This window comes from Mycetocola tolaasinivorans (assembly GCF_003667565.1).
GTDB classification, from domain to species: domain Bacteria; phylum Actinomycetota; class Actinomycetes; order Actinomycetales; family Microbacteriaceae; genus Mycetocola; species Mycetocola tolaasinivorans.
The window spans coordinates 167317-181248 of sequence record NZ_RCUX01000001.1; the positions used below are offsets into that span (position 1 = coordinate 167317).

The 13932-nt window shown below is 66.5% G+C and carries 12 protein-coding genes; 7 read left to right on the forward strand and 5 right to left on the reverse strand.

The window, feature by feature from the left end:
* Positions 1–79: 79 nt before the first annotated feature.
* Positions 80–802, forward strand: coding sequence for a TetR/AcrR family transcriptional regulator (locus D9V32_RS00785; RefSeq protein WP_121646993.1), 723 nt, complete (start codon positions 80–82; stop codon positions 800–802).
* On the opposite strand, the gene D9V32_RS00790 is transcribed toward D9V32_RS00785, so the two are convergent.
* Together D9V32_RS00790 and D9V32_RS00795 are read right to left on the reverse strand one after the other, a co-directional pair.
* Positions 799–1464, reverse strand: a complete 666-nt coding sequence (locus D9V32_RS00790) for an SDR family oxidoreductase (RefSeq protein ID WP_121646994.1) — start codon at positions 1462–1464, stop codon at positions 799–801. The two genes, D9V32_RS00785 and D9V32_RS00790, sit on opposite strands and share 4 nt — an antisense overlap.
* A 69-nt stretch (positions 1465–1533) precedes the next feature.
* Positions 1534–1941, reverse strand: coding sequence for an arsenate reductase ArsC (locus tag D9V32_RS00795; protein ID WP_121646995.1), 408 nt, complete (start codon positions 1939–1941; stop codon positions 1534–1536).
* 82 nt (positions 1942–2023) lie between these two features.
* Here D9V32_RS00795 and D9V32_RS00800 point away from each other — a divergent pair, with 82 nt between their 5' ends.
* Both D9V32_RS00800 and D9V32_RS00805 read left to right on the forward strand, forming a co-directional pair.
* On the forward strand, positions 2024–2386 hold the full coding sequence (locus D9V32_RS00800) for an ArsR/SmtB family transcription factor (protein WP_425461991.1): 363 nt from the start codon (positions 2024–2026) through the stop codon (positions 2384–2386).
* A gap of 85 nt (positions 2387–2471) precedes the next feature.
* A complete protein-coding gene (locus D9V32_RS00805) occupies positions 2472–3860 on the forward strand; it encodes an arsenic transporter (RefSeq protein ID WP_121646997.1) in 1389 nt (462 codons plus the stop codon).
* A gap of 74 nt (positions 3861–3934) precedes the next feature.
* Here D9V32_RS00805 and D9V32_RS00810 read toward each other — a convergent pair whose 3' ends face one another.
* From D9V32_RS00810 to D9V32_RS00820, 3 genes are all read right to left on the reverse strand, one after another.
* On the reverse strand, positions 3935–5482 hold the full coding sequence (locus D9V32_RS00810; protein ID WP_121646998.1) for a hypothetical protein: 1548 nt from the start codon (positions 5480–5482) through the stop codon (positions 3935–3937).
* A gap of 215 nt (positions 5483–5697) precedes the next feature.
* On the reverse strand, positions 5698–7974 hold the full coding sequence (locus D9V32_RS00815) for a glycoside hydrolase family 3 C-terminal domain-containing protein (protein WP_121646999.1): 2277 nt from the start codon (positions 7972–7974) through the stop codon (positions 5698–5700).
* Positions 7971–8630 (reverse strand): TetR/AcrR family transcriptional regulator, encoded by a 660-nt coding sequence (locus D9V32_RS00820; protein WP_121647000.1) that lies wholly within the window; start codon positions 8628–8630, stop codon positions 7971–7973. Before D9V32_RS00820 ends, D9V32_RS00815 begins: the two co-directional genes overlap by 4 nt.
* Before the next feature lie 172 nt (positions 8631–8802).
* Here D9V32_RS00820 and D9V32_RS00825 point away from each other — a divergent pair, with 172 nt between their 5' ends.
* The 4 genes from D9V32_RS00825 to D9V32_RS00840 are packed head-to-tail and all read left to right on the forward strand — an operon-like array spanning position 8803 to position 13931.
* A complete protein-coding gene (locus D9V32_RS00825) occupies positions 8803–10332 on the forward strand; it encodes an ABC transporter substrate-binding protein (RefSeq protein ID WP_121647001.1) in 1530 nt (509 codons plus the stop codon).
* Positions 10333–10357: 25 nt separating this feature from the next.
* A complete protein-coding gene (locus D9V32_RS00830) occupies positions 10358–11299 on the forward strand; it encodes an ABC transporter permease (RefSeq protein WP_121647002.1) in 942 nt (313 codons plus the stop codon).
* Entirely contained in the window at positions 11296–13092 is a 1797-nt protein-coding gene (locus D9V32_RS00835) for a dipeptide/oligopeptide/nickel ABC transporter permease/ATP-binding protein (protein WP_121647003.1), read from the forward strand. Before D9V32_RS00830 ends, D9V32_RS00835 begins: the two co-directional genes overlap by 4 nt.
* Positions 13089–13931: an ABC transporter ATP-binding protein gene (locus D9V32_RS00840; protein ID WP_121647004.1), complete on the forward strand. Its 843-nt coding sequence runs from the start codon at positions 13089–13091 to the stop codon at positions 13929–13931. Before D9V32_RS00835 ends, D9V32_RS00840 begins: the two co-directional genes overlap by 4 nt.
* Position 13932: the final 1 nt, after the last annotated feature.

Here is a 13932-nt window from a genome sequence, read left to right on the forward strand (position 1 = left end):
GTAGGCGGCCGGGGAAAAGACACGCGGCAGAAAGTGCCACCAAGTGGCAGTTGTCGGATGCCGGTGTTATCGTGAGCGAATGATCGCCTCCGACCCCGCCCATCCCGCGGCGAACCTGCGCGATCGGAAAAAAGCCGAGATGCGCCGGATGCTCGTGCTGGCCGCCCAGCTCTCACTCGTTCCCGGTGGCCCCACCCTCGAGCAGATGTGTGCCGATGCCGGGGTGTCCAAGCGCACGTTCTTCCGCTACTTCACGAGCCGTGAAGACGCTGCCCTCGCCCCCATTCAGGATCAGTGGCGCACCTTTCTCGCCCTGATCCCCGCCCGCTTGGCCGAGGCTGATCCGGGGGCTTCGGTGTTTGCGGTGCTGCAGGAAACCCTGGCCGAGGCGATTCGCGAGTGGAGCGCAGCCGACCCTGACTGGGCGGTACTCACCCGCGACGCCCTGGCCCTCGAGCGGGCGCAGAGCGGAGTGGCCGCGCACCACCTGGGCTTTTGTGCGGGCCTGACCGGGGAGGTCGCCGCATCGATCACCGAACGCTCCGGGGCACCCACGCTGCGCGCCCGGCTCCTCTTTGATGTGTTCCTCGTTGCCGTGCGCACGGCTCAGTACTCCTGGGTGAGCGCGCCCCGCATCACCGCCGATCCGGAGCGCCTGCTGGATCAACTCGACCGTGCCGTGGCCACCCTGGCACCGAGTCTCGGGTTGCGTATCCGGGTCGACAGCGACGTGCGCCCGGCGGAAGAAGCCGGCATCGCCGCAGAATCCGGCGTCGCGGAAGAGACCCTCGCAGTCGGCTAGAACCGCGCCGACAGCCCGCCGTCGGCGTGAAGCAGCTGCCCGGATATCCAGCGCCCGGCCGGCGAGACGAGAAACGCCACGTACGCGCCAATATCCGCGGGCGTGCCCAGCCGGCCCTGCGGGGTGAGGGAGGTGAGGTGCGTGCGGGTGGCATCATCCATCCAGCCGGTGTCGATCGGGCCGGGGTTCAGGACGTTTGCCGAGACGCCCTGCGGGCCCAGCTCGCGGGCGGCCGAAATTACCAGGCGATCCAGCGCACCCTTCGAGGCACCGTAGGGAAGATTGCCGGTGACGTGATCGCTGGTGAGGGCCAGAATGGCCCCACCCTCGGAGCCCACCTGCCGGGCGAACGCGGCAATGAGCAGCAGGCTGGCGCGCGCGTTGACTGCGACGTGGGCGTCGAAGCTGGCCGCGGTGGTGTCGAGCAGGCCGGATTCGATGTCGTGTGCGTGGCTGAGTATGAGGGCGGAGACCCGGCCGTGATCGCGGGTCACCGCCGAGATCAGCGACTCGGGGCCGTCGGGGGCCGTGAGATCGGTCGGATAATCGGCGTGCTCGAGGTCGCTGGTCGCAACGGTCCACCCGTCCGCGCGCAGTGCGGGCGCAATTCCGGCGGCGATACTGTTGGCGCGTGCGGCACCGGTGATGAGGGCAAGGGGCATGGTGTGAGCCTAGCCGCCCTGCCGCCGGATGCGTGGAACCCGGGTGCCTCGGGTGCTGCGGAGCGGGGTCTAGTCTCCGGGCAGGATTTCCGCGAGCAGTGCCTCGACGCGACCGCGGATCTCGTCTCGGATGACGCGTACGGTTTCGATGCCCTGCCCGGCCGGATCGGTGAGCTCCCAGTCTTCATAGCGCTTCCCTGGGAAGATCGGGCAGGTGTCTCCGCAGCCCATCGTGATCACCACGTCGGATGCGCGCACCGCATCGGTCGTCAGAATCTTCGGGGTACGTGAGGCGATATCGATTCCGACCTCGGCCATGGCGGACACCGCCACCGGGTTGATCTGGTCGCGCGGCTCGGAGCCCGCGGAACGTACCTCCACGCGGCCGGCCGCGAGGTGTTCCAGGAATCCGGCGGCCATCTGCGATCGGCCGGCGTTGTGAACGCAAACAAACAGGACGGTGGGGGACTGTGACACGGGAGCCTCGCTCTATATTGATGACGATCAATGTATGCTGTTCACTATACATTGATCACCATCAATATTGTTCGGAGTCCCCGTGTCGTTCACCAGCCCCCTTCCCCTCGCCGACATCACCGGCCGCGCCGAAGCCTGCGCTCCCGGCACCGAGGTGCGGGCGCTGCCACGCGAGGAGGCCCAGACACTGGCCGCACGACTGCGGGTGATCGCCGATCCGACGCGCCTGCGCCTGATCTCGATGGTGTCCGCGCACCCTGGCCGTGAGGCCTGTGTGTGTGATCTCACCGAACCGCTGGGCCTCACCCAGGGCACGGTCTCGCACCACCTGCGCGTTCTGGTTGATGCCGGGATCTTCACCCGGGAGCAGCGCGGCACCTGGGCATACTTTGCGCTGGTACCCGGTGCCGTCGATGCGCTTCTCGGTGAGGTCGCGGCGCTGTAACCGTGGCGTTCATCAATTACTTGGAGCGCCCACCCGTGTCGGCGCATACTCACGCTAGTCGTCCGTCGATCGAGGAGCCCCACTCGTGACCATCATTGCCATCGCGATCTTTGTTATCACCCTGGTGCTCGTGATCTGGCAGCCGCGCGGGCTCGGTATCGGTTGGAGTGCGCTCGGCGGTGCCGGCCTCGCCCTGATCACCACGGTGGTAAGCCTGGGCGACATCCCCACGGTGTGGGACATCGTGGGAAACGCGACCTTCGCGTTCGTCGGGATCGTGCTGATCTCGCTGATTCTCGATGAGTCCGGGCTGTTCGAGTGGGCCGCGCTGCACGTGACCCGCTGGGGATGCGGAAACGGGCGGCTCCTGTTTGTGATGGTGATCCTGCTGGGTGCCGTCATCTCGGCGCTGTTTGCGAACGACGGTGCGGCGCTGATCCTCACCCCGATTGTGATCCAGATCCTGATCGCGCTCAAATTCTCGGCGCGGGCCTCGCTCGGCTTTGTCCTCGCCTGCGGGTTCGTCGCCGACGCGGGCAGCCTGCCCCTGGTCATCTCCAACCTGGTCAATATCGTGAGTGCCGACTACTTCGGCATCGACTTCGCGCGCTACGCGATCGTGATGGTGCCCGTCGGGATCGTGACCGTGGCCGCGAGCCTGGGCGTGCTCTACCTGGCATTTCGCCGTTCGATCCCGCGCCGCTACGACCCCGCCGCCGCCCCGGATCCGCGTTCGGCGATCCACGATCCGCTGACGTTCACCGCCGGGTTCTGGGTGCTCGGCGTCCTCCTGATCGGCTATTTTGTGGCCGATCCGCTGCACATCCCGCTGTCGGTCATCACCGCGGTGGGGGCGCTCGCGCTGATCCTGATCGCCGCCCGACGCCCCGCGTTCCTGTTTACCCGGGCGACGCCGCTGGGCTCGAATGGTGATGCGACGGTGCGTGCGGTGAGCGAAGACTCCTCCGCGACGGTCGGCCTTCGCCGGATCTCCGTGCGGAGGGTCGTGCGTGAGGCACCCTGGCAGATCGTGCTCTTCTCGATCGGCATGTATCTGGTCGTGTATGGCCTGCGTAATCAGGGACTCACCGATCGCCTTGCCGGGGTCTTTGCCGGGATCGGCCAGAACGGGGTACTCGTCACCGCCCTCGGCGTGGGTGTGATCGTGGCCGTGCTCGCCTCGATCATGAACAACCTCCCCACGGTACTGATCGCCGCACTCGCCATCGGTGCCGCGGGCGCCACCGGCCTCACCCATGAGGCGATGATCTACGCCAACGTGATCGGTTCGGATCTCGGGCCGAAGATCACCCCGATCGGCAGCTTGGCCACGCTGCTCTGGCTGCACGTGCTGGACCGCCGTGGTATTCACATCGGTTGGGGACGCTATTTCCGCACGGGCATCCTGCTGACCGTGCCGGTGCTGCTCATTTCGCTCTCGGCCCTCGCCGGGTGGCTTCTCATTATTGGCTAGGTGCCCGCGGGTAAAACGCGGGCACCCGCCCGGCTCTTCGGGGAAGAGCCGAACGGGTGCCCGTCGCGCGAGTGCTAGTTGGCCGCGCGGCGGCGGCGTGCGCCGAGGTAGAGCACGGCGCCCAGGGCGATCAGCACGCTGATCGGCAGGGCGAGGCCGGCTGCTCCCGCACCGGTGTGAGGCAGGGTCGGACCAGTGGTGCCCGCAGTCTGTGAGGGGGTGGCCTCGGGCGAGGTGATCACGGGCGGAACCGAGCCGTCGGTCGCCGTCGGGGTCGGGACCGGCGAGGTCGGGACCGAGTTGGACGGGCTCGGCGTCGGGGTGGGCTCGACGGCCTTGCCCTTCACCGTGATCTGCACGGTGGTGTCGACCGGGTACGTGCCGGGGGCATTTTCATCGTTCGCCGCGAGCGCCGAGAACAGTGCCTGGGGTTCCGGCTCCGGGTCCGCCGAGGGGCTCGGGCTCGGCTCAGACCGGTCCTGGATGAGGTAGACCGTGACGGGGACGGTATAGACGCCCGGCTTGGTCGGAGTACCCGTGAGGGTGAACGTCATCGGGTCGACGGCCTCTTCCTCGCCCTCATTCTCAGCAGAATCATCTGTCGGGTCCGGGAAGCCAGATTCCCAGTTGGCGGTCGCGGTCAGGTTGAGGCCCGCGGGCAGATCCGAAACGTGAATCACCGGCAGGAAACCCGGAATATTGAAGTAGTCGAGGGCCGTGAGTGTCTCGTCAAAGGCGGCGCTGAGATCCTGGTTGACCGGGACATCCGCATCGACGGTGACGTCATCAAGCAGTACGCTCGGTTCCTGAATCGTGTACTGCTCGCCAAAGGTTGCATCCGACGTGGGGAGCTTGGAGCGTACGAAGCTCAGCGCACTCTGCTGGGAGGATTCGACTACCCGAACAAAATCCTGCACGAGTACGGTGGTGGAAAACTCGCTGGCGCCGGTGGTGGTGATTATGATCTCACCGGGTCCGGATTCCTCGGGGTTAAACGTCGGCGCGCTGCCGTTCGAGTTTGCCGTCACACCCAGGACCGGGTTCGTGCGCGCCCTCTCACTCCATGTCAGGAGGGTGTTTTTCACCACCTCGGTCTTGGTGTCGTCACCCGAGATGAGATTGGCTCCAAAAAAGGCGGTAACGCCGGCGGGGTTATCGCCAGTGATCGCGTACGACAAGCGTGCGTCGTTACCCTCAAAGGTCAGGGTTGCCGTGACCGTGTAGTTTCCGACGAGGGCGGATCCGGTGTTGCCCGTCAGGGTCAGCGTGCTGGTGCCGCCCTGGTTCACGCGCTTCGTGCCCTCGGAGTCCGCAGCAAACGACCACTCGCGGTCACCCTCGCGCAGGAGGAAATAGCCGATGCCGTTGAACGTGTTGTCGGCCCAGCCAGCGATTTCCGGGGTGTACCGCTGGGGGCGTGCGTCGCGCACGATTCCCGTCCAGGTGCCCACCTCCTCCCACATGATCGTGGAGGTCTGAACCTCGTCGATGACGGGCACGACCGCCTGAGCGGGGATCGCGGTAACGGTGCTCAGGGTGGCACCCGCGGCCAGCGCGAGACCAACGCTGAGGGCAGTGAAACGGCGGGTTCTGGTGCCCGCGCGGAGGAGTGAGTTCTTCACAGTATCCAATCGTGACGTGCGAAGCGTACCGATTTGGATCGTTGGGCGGCTAGCGACCCGATGCGCAAACTAACTTCACACTGTAGCCTATTTTCGCGCACACGAGAGAATTTGTAATGATTCCTTGGCCTCGCGTCACCGGCCCCATCGGAATGCCAATCGCCCCACTCTCAAATCTGCAGCGTCGAGAGCGGGGCGAATTGCATCCGCGCGTACTACTCCTGACTGCGCTCCGCGGCGACGTAGGCCACCATCTCGCGGACCCGTTCCAGGGTCAGGCCCATCTTCCATGAGGTGAGCTTGATGATTGGCACCTGCTCCACCATCTTCAGGAGCTCGGGGGCGCCGCCCGCGGCGAAGGCCTCCATGCGATCGCGCACGCTCTGCAGGAGCTGGCCGCCCACCGGATGCGCAAACCACTCGCCCACGGTGGACTGCTCACTCAACTCAGGAATCCAGCCGTCGCCCGAAACTTCCACGGCCTGCGTGAGGCGAATGTGGCGCGAAGACGAGCCCACCTGCACGGTGAAGACGCCCGCGTCCACGCGCCAGCGGTGCTGGCCCGCATCCCAGGTCGCGAAGTCACGCGCATCCAGGTTAATCACGGCGGTGCCCGATTCGCCCGCTGCCAGGTGGAGCTTTGCAAAGCCACGCAGCTCCTGCGCGGGACGCGTCGGGGCGCTCTCGGTCACTCCCACATAGGCCTGGACAACCTCGGCCCCGTCACGATCGCCGGTGTTCTGCACGGTGACTGAAATCCGCCAGGAGTTCGCGGTCTCTCCCGGTACAAGGCTCAGGTCGGTGTATTCGAAGGTGGTGTAGGTGAGGCCGAAACCAAACTCATAGGCCACCGGGGTATTCAGGGTGTTGTAGTGGCGGTATCCCACGTAGACGCCCTCACCGTAGACGACGTGACCGTCGCGGCCCGGGAAACCGAGGTAGGACGGGGTGTCGGCGAGGCGCAGCGGGATGGTCTCGGTGAGCCTTCCGCCGGGGGAGACAAGGCCAAACAGCACCTCGGCGGTGGCGAGGCCGCCGCCCTGACCCAGCAGCCAGGTCTCCAGAATCGCCTCGACCGAGTTCGCCCAGTCGGCGACCTCCACGGTGGCACCGTTCGACAGGATCACCACGACGGGGGCGTTCAGTGCGGCCACCCGGGTGAGCAGGGCGAGCTGATCGGCGGGCAGGGCCAGGGTCTCGCGGTCAAAGCCCTCGGATTCATACCCATCGGGCAGCCCGAGGAAGAGCAGCACGCGATCGGCGCGGGCGGCAACCGCGACGGCCTCGGCGGCCAGGGCCTCCGTGGCCAGGGCCTCCGCGGCCAGGGTTCCCGCATCGGAACCCTCGGTTTCGAGGGAGAAACCGGCGGCAAACTCCACGCTAGCGGCGGGAGCGACGCTGCGAATCTCCTCCAGCGCGGTGCTCAGACGGGTGGGCACCACACGGCTGGAACCCCCGCCCTGATAGCGCGGGGTGCGCGCAAACTCTCCGATCACCGCGATGCGCTCGCCCGCGGCGGCATCGAGGGGGAGCAGGCCGCCCTCATTGCGCAGCAGCACCATGGCTTCGGCGGCGGCATCCGCCGCCAGGCGGTGGTGGGCGTCGATGTCCACCGGGTCGGTGGCGAGGGCGGGGTCCGTGGTGCGCGCGGCCAGCAGGCGCAGGCGCTCGACCACCGTATCGAGCACGGCCTCGTCCAGGGTGCCGGACTCAACCGCGGCGACGATCTCGGCGTCGGTGTCCGAGGGCGGCATCTCGAGGTCGAGGCCCGATGATACCGCGGCCACGCGATCGTTGACCGCGCCCCAGTCCGACATCACGACGCCGTCAAAGCCCCACTCGCCGCGCAGCAGCTCGGTCTGCAGGGAGTGATCTTCGCTCGCGAAGACGCCGTTGATGCGGTTGTATGACGACATCAGCGCCCAGGGCCGGGCTTCGGTCACGACGTGCTCAAACGCGGGCAGGTAGATCTCGCGCAGGGTGCGCTCGTCGACGTCCGCGCTCACCCGCATTCGGTCGGTCTCCTGATTGTTGACCGCGAAGTGCTTGGGCGTCGCGGCCACTCCGCGGGACTGAATGCCGCGCACCAGGGCCGCGGCGATGCGGCCCGTGATGTGCGGGTCCTCGGATACGTACTCGAAGTTTCGTCCGCCCAGCGGGGAGCGCTTGATGTTCATGCCCGGGCCGAGTAGCACGTGCACGCCCTGTTCGCGGGCCTCGCGGCCGAGGGCTTCGCCGATGCGCCGGGCGAGGTCTACATTCCAGGAGGAGCCGAGCCCCACGGCCGGCGGGAAGCAGGTTGCGGGCACGCTGTCACCGATGCCGAGGTTGTCGCCGCCCTCCTGCTGGCGACGCAGACCGTGCGGGCCGTCGGTCAGCATCAGGCGCGGAATGTCGCCGGCCCCGGTGGAGTACCAGGTGGCGCTGCCCGAGGTGAGGGAGGCCTTCTCTGCGAGGGTGAGATCCGAGGGGTCTGGGGTAGGGGATGTCATTGGATCGGTGTCCTTTCGGGGTGGCCCGCGACCGCGACCAGGCGGTGCTCGGGAAAACTGGGGACCGGGCGCGGGGTGATTCCCAGCGTGCGGAGGAAGACCACGAGTGAATCGTAGGTCGTCACGCGGTGCGGTGAAAGCATCCACTGCAGCTGGAGGCCGTCGGCCAGGGCGATGAACTGCCGGGCGGCCTCGAGCGGTTCGATGGCGATCGGTGGTGGGGAATCCTCGAAGAGCTCGGCGAACGCCCGCCCGGCGGACTCCGCGAGGAGGGCGTAGCGGTTCGCAAAGAACTCGTGAGCCGGGTGATCGGGATCGGTTGCCTCGCTGGAAACCTTGACGAAGAGCGAGACGATACCCGGTCGGGAAACGTTGTCGTGGATCACGTGCAGCGCCCATTCGAGTACCTCGATGCCGTGCGCGCCATCGCGAAGCTCGGCGATATCCGAGCTGTCTCGGCGGCGCAGCACCTCGAGGAGTAGCTCGTCCTTGCTGCCGAAGTGGTGCAGGAGCCCCACGTGACTGATGTGGGCGTGGGCGGCAATTTCCCGGATCGAGACGCTCGTGAATCCCGACTCCGCGAAGAGTTCAAACGCCGAATCGACGATGCGTGCACGGGTGAGCCCTCCCTTGCGAGTGGGTGGTTTTGGCGTCACTGGATACTCATCTCCTCGCTGAAATACGTGTCTTAGCCGTGAGAAAGGCTCGCTGAGAATAAAAAGTACCACATGGTAGAAAAATGTGTATAGGATGACGTACACCCCACACGGGGACCCCCCAACCCGATCAAGATTTCGATCAGCGATCTAAGCAACGAGGTTTAGAACTATGAAATTTGGAAAGTGGAGCGGCATCGCCGCACTCACCCTCGCAACGGGCGTCATGCTCTCGGGCTGTGCGGGTGCCGCTCAGCCCGCGGCGGTGTCGGACACCCTCAACATCGCCACCCTGTCGGTGCCCACGAGCCTCGACCCGATCAACGCGACCGGCAGCAGCGTGCCGTTCTTCCAGGCCGTGTACGACACCCTGATCCGCCGCCAGGCAAACGGCGACTTCACCCCGATGCTCGCCACCAAGTGGGAGTACAACGCCGACAACACCCAGCTCACCCTGACGCTGCGCGATGACATCAAGTTCCACGATGGCACCCCCTTCAATGCCGAAGCGGTCAAGGCCAACATCGACCGATTTCGAACCAGCACCGGCGCTGACTCGAAGGGTCTCAAAAACGTCTCCGAGGTCACCGTCGTTGACCCCACCCACGTCACCATCGCGCTGACCGACCCCGACCCCAGCCTGATCTTCCGCCTCAGCGACTCGGCCGGCCTGATGGCAAACCCCACCGCCTTTGCGAACGCGGACTCCCTGAAGACCACCCCCGACGGAACCGGCCCGTACGAGCTCGACAAGGGCAAGACCGTGATCGGTACCAAGTGGGTGTACGACCGCGATGACAGGTACTGGGGTGACAAGCTGCCCTATAAGACCCTCACCCTGAGCGTCTTCGACAACGAGAACGCGATCGTGAACGGCCTGAAGACCGGCCAGATCGACACCGCGCTGCTGCAGACCGCCGACCAGCGCGCGGCCGCCCAGCAGGACGCTCAGCTCAAGATCCAGGACACCAACGTCGACGTGCAGAGCATCATCCTGTTCGACCGTGCCGGCGCGATGGTGCCCGCCCTCGGCGACGCCCGCGTGCGCCAGGCCCTCAACTACGCGATCGACCGCGACACCATGCTCAAGCAGATCCGTCAGGGTCTCGGCACCACCACCAGCCAGATGTTTGGTACCGACACCCTCGGCTACGACAAGTCGCTCGACAACTACTACACGCACGACCCCAAGAAGGCCAAGGAACTCCTTGCGGAGGCTGGTTACCCGAACGGCTTCGATCTCACCCTGCCGCGCCTCGCGGTGATCGTGGACGACGCCCTCGCTGCCTCGCTCAAGGCCGACTTTGCCGCCATCGGCGTCAAGCTCACCTGGCAGGACCTCGACCAGGCCACCGCCCTCAAGCAGGTCTTCACCGATAAGGGCTTCCCCGGATTCGTGCTGAGCCTCGGCCAGCCCGCCAACGACTGGCTGATGATCTCCGGGCAGCTGCTGCCCGGCTCGTTCAACATCTTCGGCTACACCGACCCGGTGGCCACCGAGCTGGTGAACAAGATCCAGCACGAGGCCGTTGCCGATTCCAAGGCCGATGCACAGGCACTCAACCGGCACATCGTGGAGCAGGGCTGGTTCGTCCCGTTCTATCGCCAGACCTACGCGCTGGTCACCGACGGCACCGTAACCGTGACCCCGCAGTCGGGTATGGCGGTGCCGTCGATCTACAACTACGCACCGGCCAAGTAACCAGGTAAGGCTCGTCCCCACGACCATGATTTCCTTTCTCATTCGGCGGCTCCTCGCGAGCATCGTCCTGCTGTTTGTCATCTCGGCAATAGCCTTCTTCCTGCTCTCGGCCCCGCACACCGACGTGGGGCGCACCCTGCTCGGTCAGGCCGCAGAGCAGAGCCTTGTTGACGCAAAAAACGCGGAGCTTGGGCTCGACCAGCCGGTACTGATTCAGTACCTGAACTGGCTCGGGAACGCGCTGCGCGGTGACCTCGGAACCTCGTGGTTCACCAGCGAGAATGTGCTCAGCGCCATCGGCAACCGGATCCCGGTCACCCTCAGCCTCATGGTGGGGGTGACCGTGATCACGGCCATCGTCTCGTTTGCCCTCGGCATCTGGGCCGGTGTCCGTCGCGGCGCGGCCGACCGTTTTGTACAGGTCATCGGGGTCGTGGGGTACGCCCTCCCCGGGTTCCTCGTTACCCTCATCGTGGTGCTGGTGTTTGCGGTTCAGCTGCGCTGGTTCCCCGCGATCGGGTACGTGGACTTCTTTACCTCCCCGGCCGGCTGGCTCTCGACCATCACGCTGCCGATCCTCGCGCTGTCGGTCGGATCCATCGCCGGCGTCTCCCAGCAGGTGCGCGGCTCGGTGATCGAGGTGATGCGCAAGGACTACGTGCGCACCCTGCGCTCGCGGGGCCTCAGCCCGCGACGGATCATCTTCCGGCACGTGCTGCGCAACGCCTCGGCCCCCGCGCTCACCGTGCTCGGCATGCAGTTTGTGGGCATGCTCGGCGGCGCGGTCATCGTGGAGCAGATCTTCGGCCTGCCGGGTATCGGCAGCATGACCGTCTCCTACACAACCCGGGGTGATATCCCCATCATCATGGGCCTGGTGATGTTCACGGTGATCGGCGTGGTGGTTATCAACCTCCTCGTGGACATCGTCGTGAGCTGGCTCAACCCGAAAGCGAGACTTGCATGAGTGACCCCATTCCGGACTCGACCGCGGCGATTGCCCTGGCCCCCAAGACCCGCCAGGTAACCGCTTTCCGCCGATTCCTGAGCAAGCCCCTCGCGGTGGGTGCGGCGGTGATCCTCGCCATCGTGGTGCTGGTTGCCGTGTTTGCCCCGATCATTGCCCCGTTTGATCCCGGGGCCTCCTCGCTCAAGGACGCCTTTGGCCCGGCCTCGGCCGCGAACCCGCTGGGATTCGACTCGGCCGGCCGCGACGTCCTGAGCCGCCTCATCTGGGGTGCCCAGAACACCATGACCGGAGCGGGCATCGCACTGATCGTGGCCCTCGTCCTCGGAATCCCCACGGGCCTTATCGCCGGATACTACGGCCGCTGGTTCGACTCGATCTCCAGCTGGATCGTCAACCTCGTGATGTCGCTGCCCGCGATGGTGGTGCTGCTGGCCTCGCGAGCGATCCTCGGCCCGACCATCTGGGTGCTGATGATCGTGATGGGTGTCCTGGTGGCGCCGAGCTTCTTCCGCCTGGTGCGCGGGATCGTGGGTAACGTTCGCAATGAGCTGTACGTGGACGCCGCCCGGGTTTCTGGTCTGCGCGACTGGCGCATCATCGGCCGCCACGTTTTCATCGTGGTGCGCGCGCCCATCATTATTCAGGTGGCGCTGGTTGCCGGTGTGGCCATCGGCCTGCAGGCGGGCCTCGAGTTCCTGGGCATCACCAGCGGCGACACCCCCACCTGGGGTGCGATGCTGAACGAGGCCTTCCAGAACATTCAGCGCGCCCCGATGCTGCTGCTCTGGCCGGGCCTCGCGCTCGGCCTCACCAGCGCCTCGCTCGTGCTGCTTGCGAGCGGTCTCTCTGACGTACTGGGTGAGCGCGGTGCCCCCGCCGCGCGCCGACGCACGCGGAGGAACGCCGCCCCCGCGATCGTGGTTCCGAGCACCTCGGTGCCGGCCCCGGCCGAGCGCGGTGCGCTGCTCTCGATCCGCGACCTCGCGGTGAGCTATGAGCTCGCCGATGGTGGTGTCCGCGAGGTGGTGCACGGCATCAACCTCGACATCGCCCCCGGTGAGATCCTCGGCCTGGTGGGGGAGTCCGGCTCGGGTAAGAGCCAAACGGCCTTCTCCATCCTGGGCATCCTGCCCGAGGGCGGGTCGGTTTCCCGCGGCAGCGTAACGATTCAGGGCACCGAGGTAATCGGCCTCGCCGAGAAGAAGCACCGCGAGCTGCGAGGCACCGTGGTGGCGTATGTGCCGCAGGAGCCGATGAGTAATCTCGACCCCTCCTTCACCATCGGTGATCAGCTGGCCGAACCGCTGCGCGTGCGCCTCGGTCTCTCGAAGCAGGCCGCCAAGGCCCGCGTGCTGGAACTGCTGCAGATGGTGGAGATCGCCGATCCGGCCCGCACCTGTGCCGCCTATCCGCATGAGATTTCCGGTGGTATGGCCCAGCGCGTGCTGATCGCCGGCGCGATGTCCTGCGATCCGGACCTCCTGGTGGCCGATGAGCCCACCACCGCCCTCGACGTAACCGTGCAGGCCGAGGTGCTGAGCCTGCTGCGCCGCCTGCGCAGCGATCGCGGGATCGGCGTGCTGATCGTGACCCACAACCTCGGCGTCGTGGCCGACCTCTGTGACCGCGTGGCGGTCATGCAGCAGGGTCGCATCGTCGAGCAGGGTTCGACCGAACAGATCCTGGTTGCCCCCGAACACCCCTACACCCGCCAGCTGCTGGGGGCCGCGCTCGACGGAGTCGACGCGCGCCCGGAATGGCAGCCCCGAACCACGGAGGTCTCCGCATGACCCGGGAACACTCACTCCTTGAGGTAACGGACGTGCGCGTCGCGTTCGGCAGTAAGGGCTTCCGAAAGGCCCCGAACGAGGTGCTGCACGGTGTCTCGCTCGACGTTCGCGAGGGCGAAACGATGGGCCTGGTGGGGGAGTCGGGCTCCGGTAAGACCACCATCGGGCGCGCGATCCTGGGCCTCGCCCCCGTGTCCGGCGGCGAGATCACGTTCCAGGGCAGGCGGATCGACAACCTGTCCGCGCGGCGGCGGCGCTCGCTGAGCCGCGACATCCAGGTCGTCTTCCAGGACCCCTACACCTCGCTCAACCCGGCGATCTCGATCGGCGACACCCTCTCCGAACCGCTGCTCGCGCAGGGGTACACCTCGCGGGACGCCAGGCGCCGGGTGGGCGAGCTACTGGACCGCGTCTCGCTGCCCGCCGATTCGCTCGAGCGTCTGCCGCGAGAGTTCTCCGGCGGTCAGCGTCAGCGCGTGGCCATCGCGCGGGCGCTCGCGATCAGCCCCAGGCTCATCGTGTGTGACGAGGCCGTTTCTGCCCTCGACCTCACCACCCAGCGCACCGTGCTGGAACTGCTGCTGGAGATCCAGGAGCAGACCGGGGTGTCGTACCTCTTTATCTCCCACGACCTCGCGGTGGTGCGCTACATGAGCCACCGGATCTCGGTGATCTACCGCGGAGACATTGTGGAGACCGGCACCGCCCGCGAGGTCACCGACAACCCGCAGAACCCGTACACCCGCAAGCTCCTGCTCTCCGCGCCGATTGCCCAGCCCGCCGAACAGGCGCTGCGCCGGGCCGCGTACGAGCGTGAGTTTGCGTCCGCTGCGAAGTAAC

What these genes read in the sequence shown, in the direction of transcription:
- D9V32_RS00825 (WP_121647001.1), top strand. Translation starts at nt 8,803, where the DNA reads ATGAAATTTGGAAAGTGGAGCGGCATCGCCGCACTCACCCTCGCAACG.
- D9V32_RS00785 (WP_121646993.1), top strand. Translation starts at nt 80, where the DNA reads ATGATCGCCTCCGACCCCGCCCATCCCGCGGCGAACCTGCGCGATCGG.
- D9V32_RS00830 (WP_121647002.1), top strand. Translation starts at nt 10,358, where the DNA reads ATGATTTCCTTTCTCATTCGGCGGCTCCTCGCGAGCATCGTCCTGCTG.
- D9V32_RS00815 (WP_121646999.1), bottom strand. Translation starts at nt 7,974, where the DNA reads ATGACATCCCCTACCCCAGACCCCTCGGATCTCACCCTCGCAGAGAAG.
- D9V32_RS00790 (WP_121646994.1), bottom strand. Translation starts at nt 1,464, where the DNA reads ATGCCCCTTGCCCTCATCACCGGTGCCGCACGCGCCAACAGTATCGCC.
- D9V32_RS00840 (WP_121647004.1), top strand. Translation starts at nt 13,089, where the DNA reads ATGACCCGGGAACACTCACTCCTTGAGGTAACGGACGTGCGCGTCGCG.
- D9V32_RS00835 (WP_121647003.1), top strand. Translation starts at nt 11,296, where the DNA reads ATGAGTGACCCCATTCCGGACTCGACCGCGGCGATTGCCCTGGCCCCC.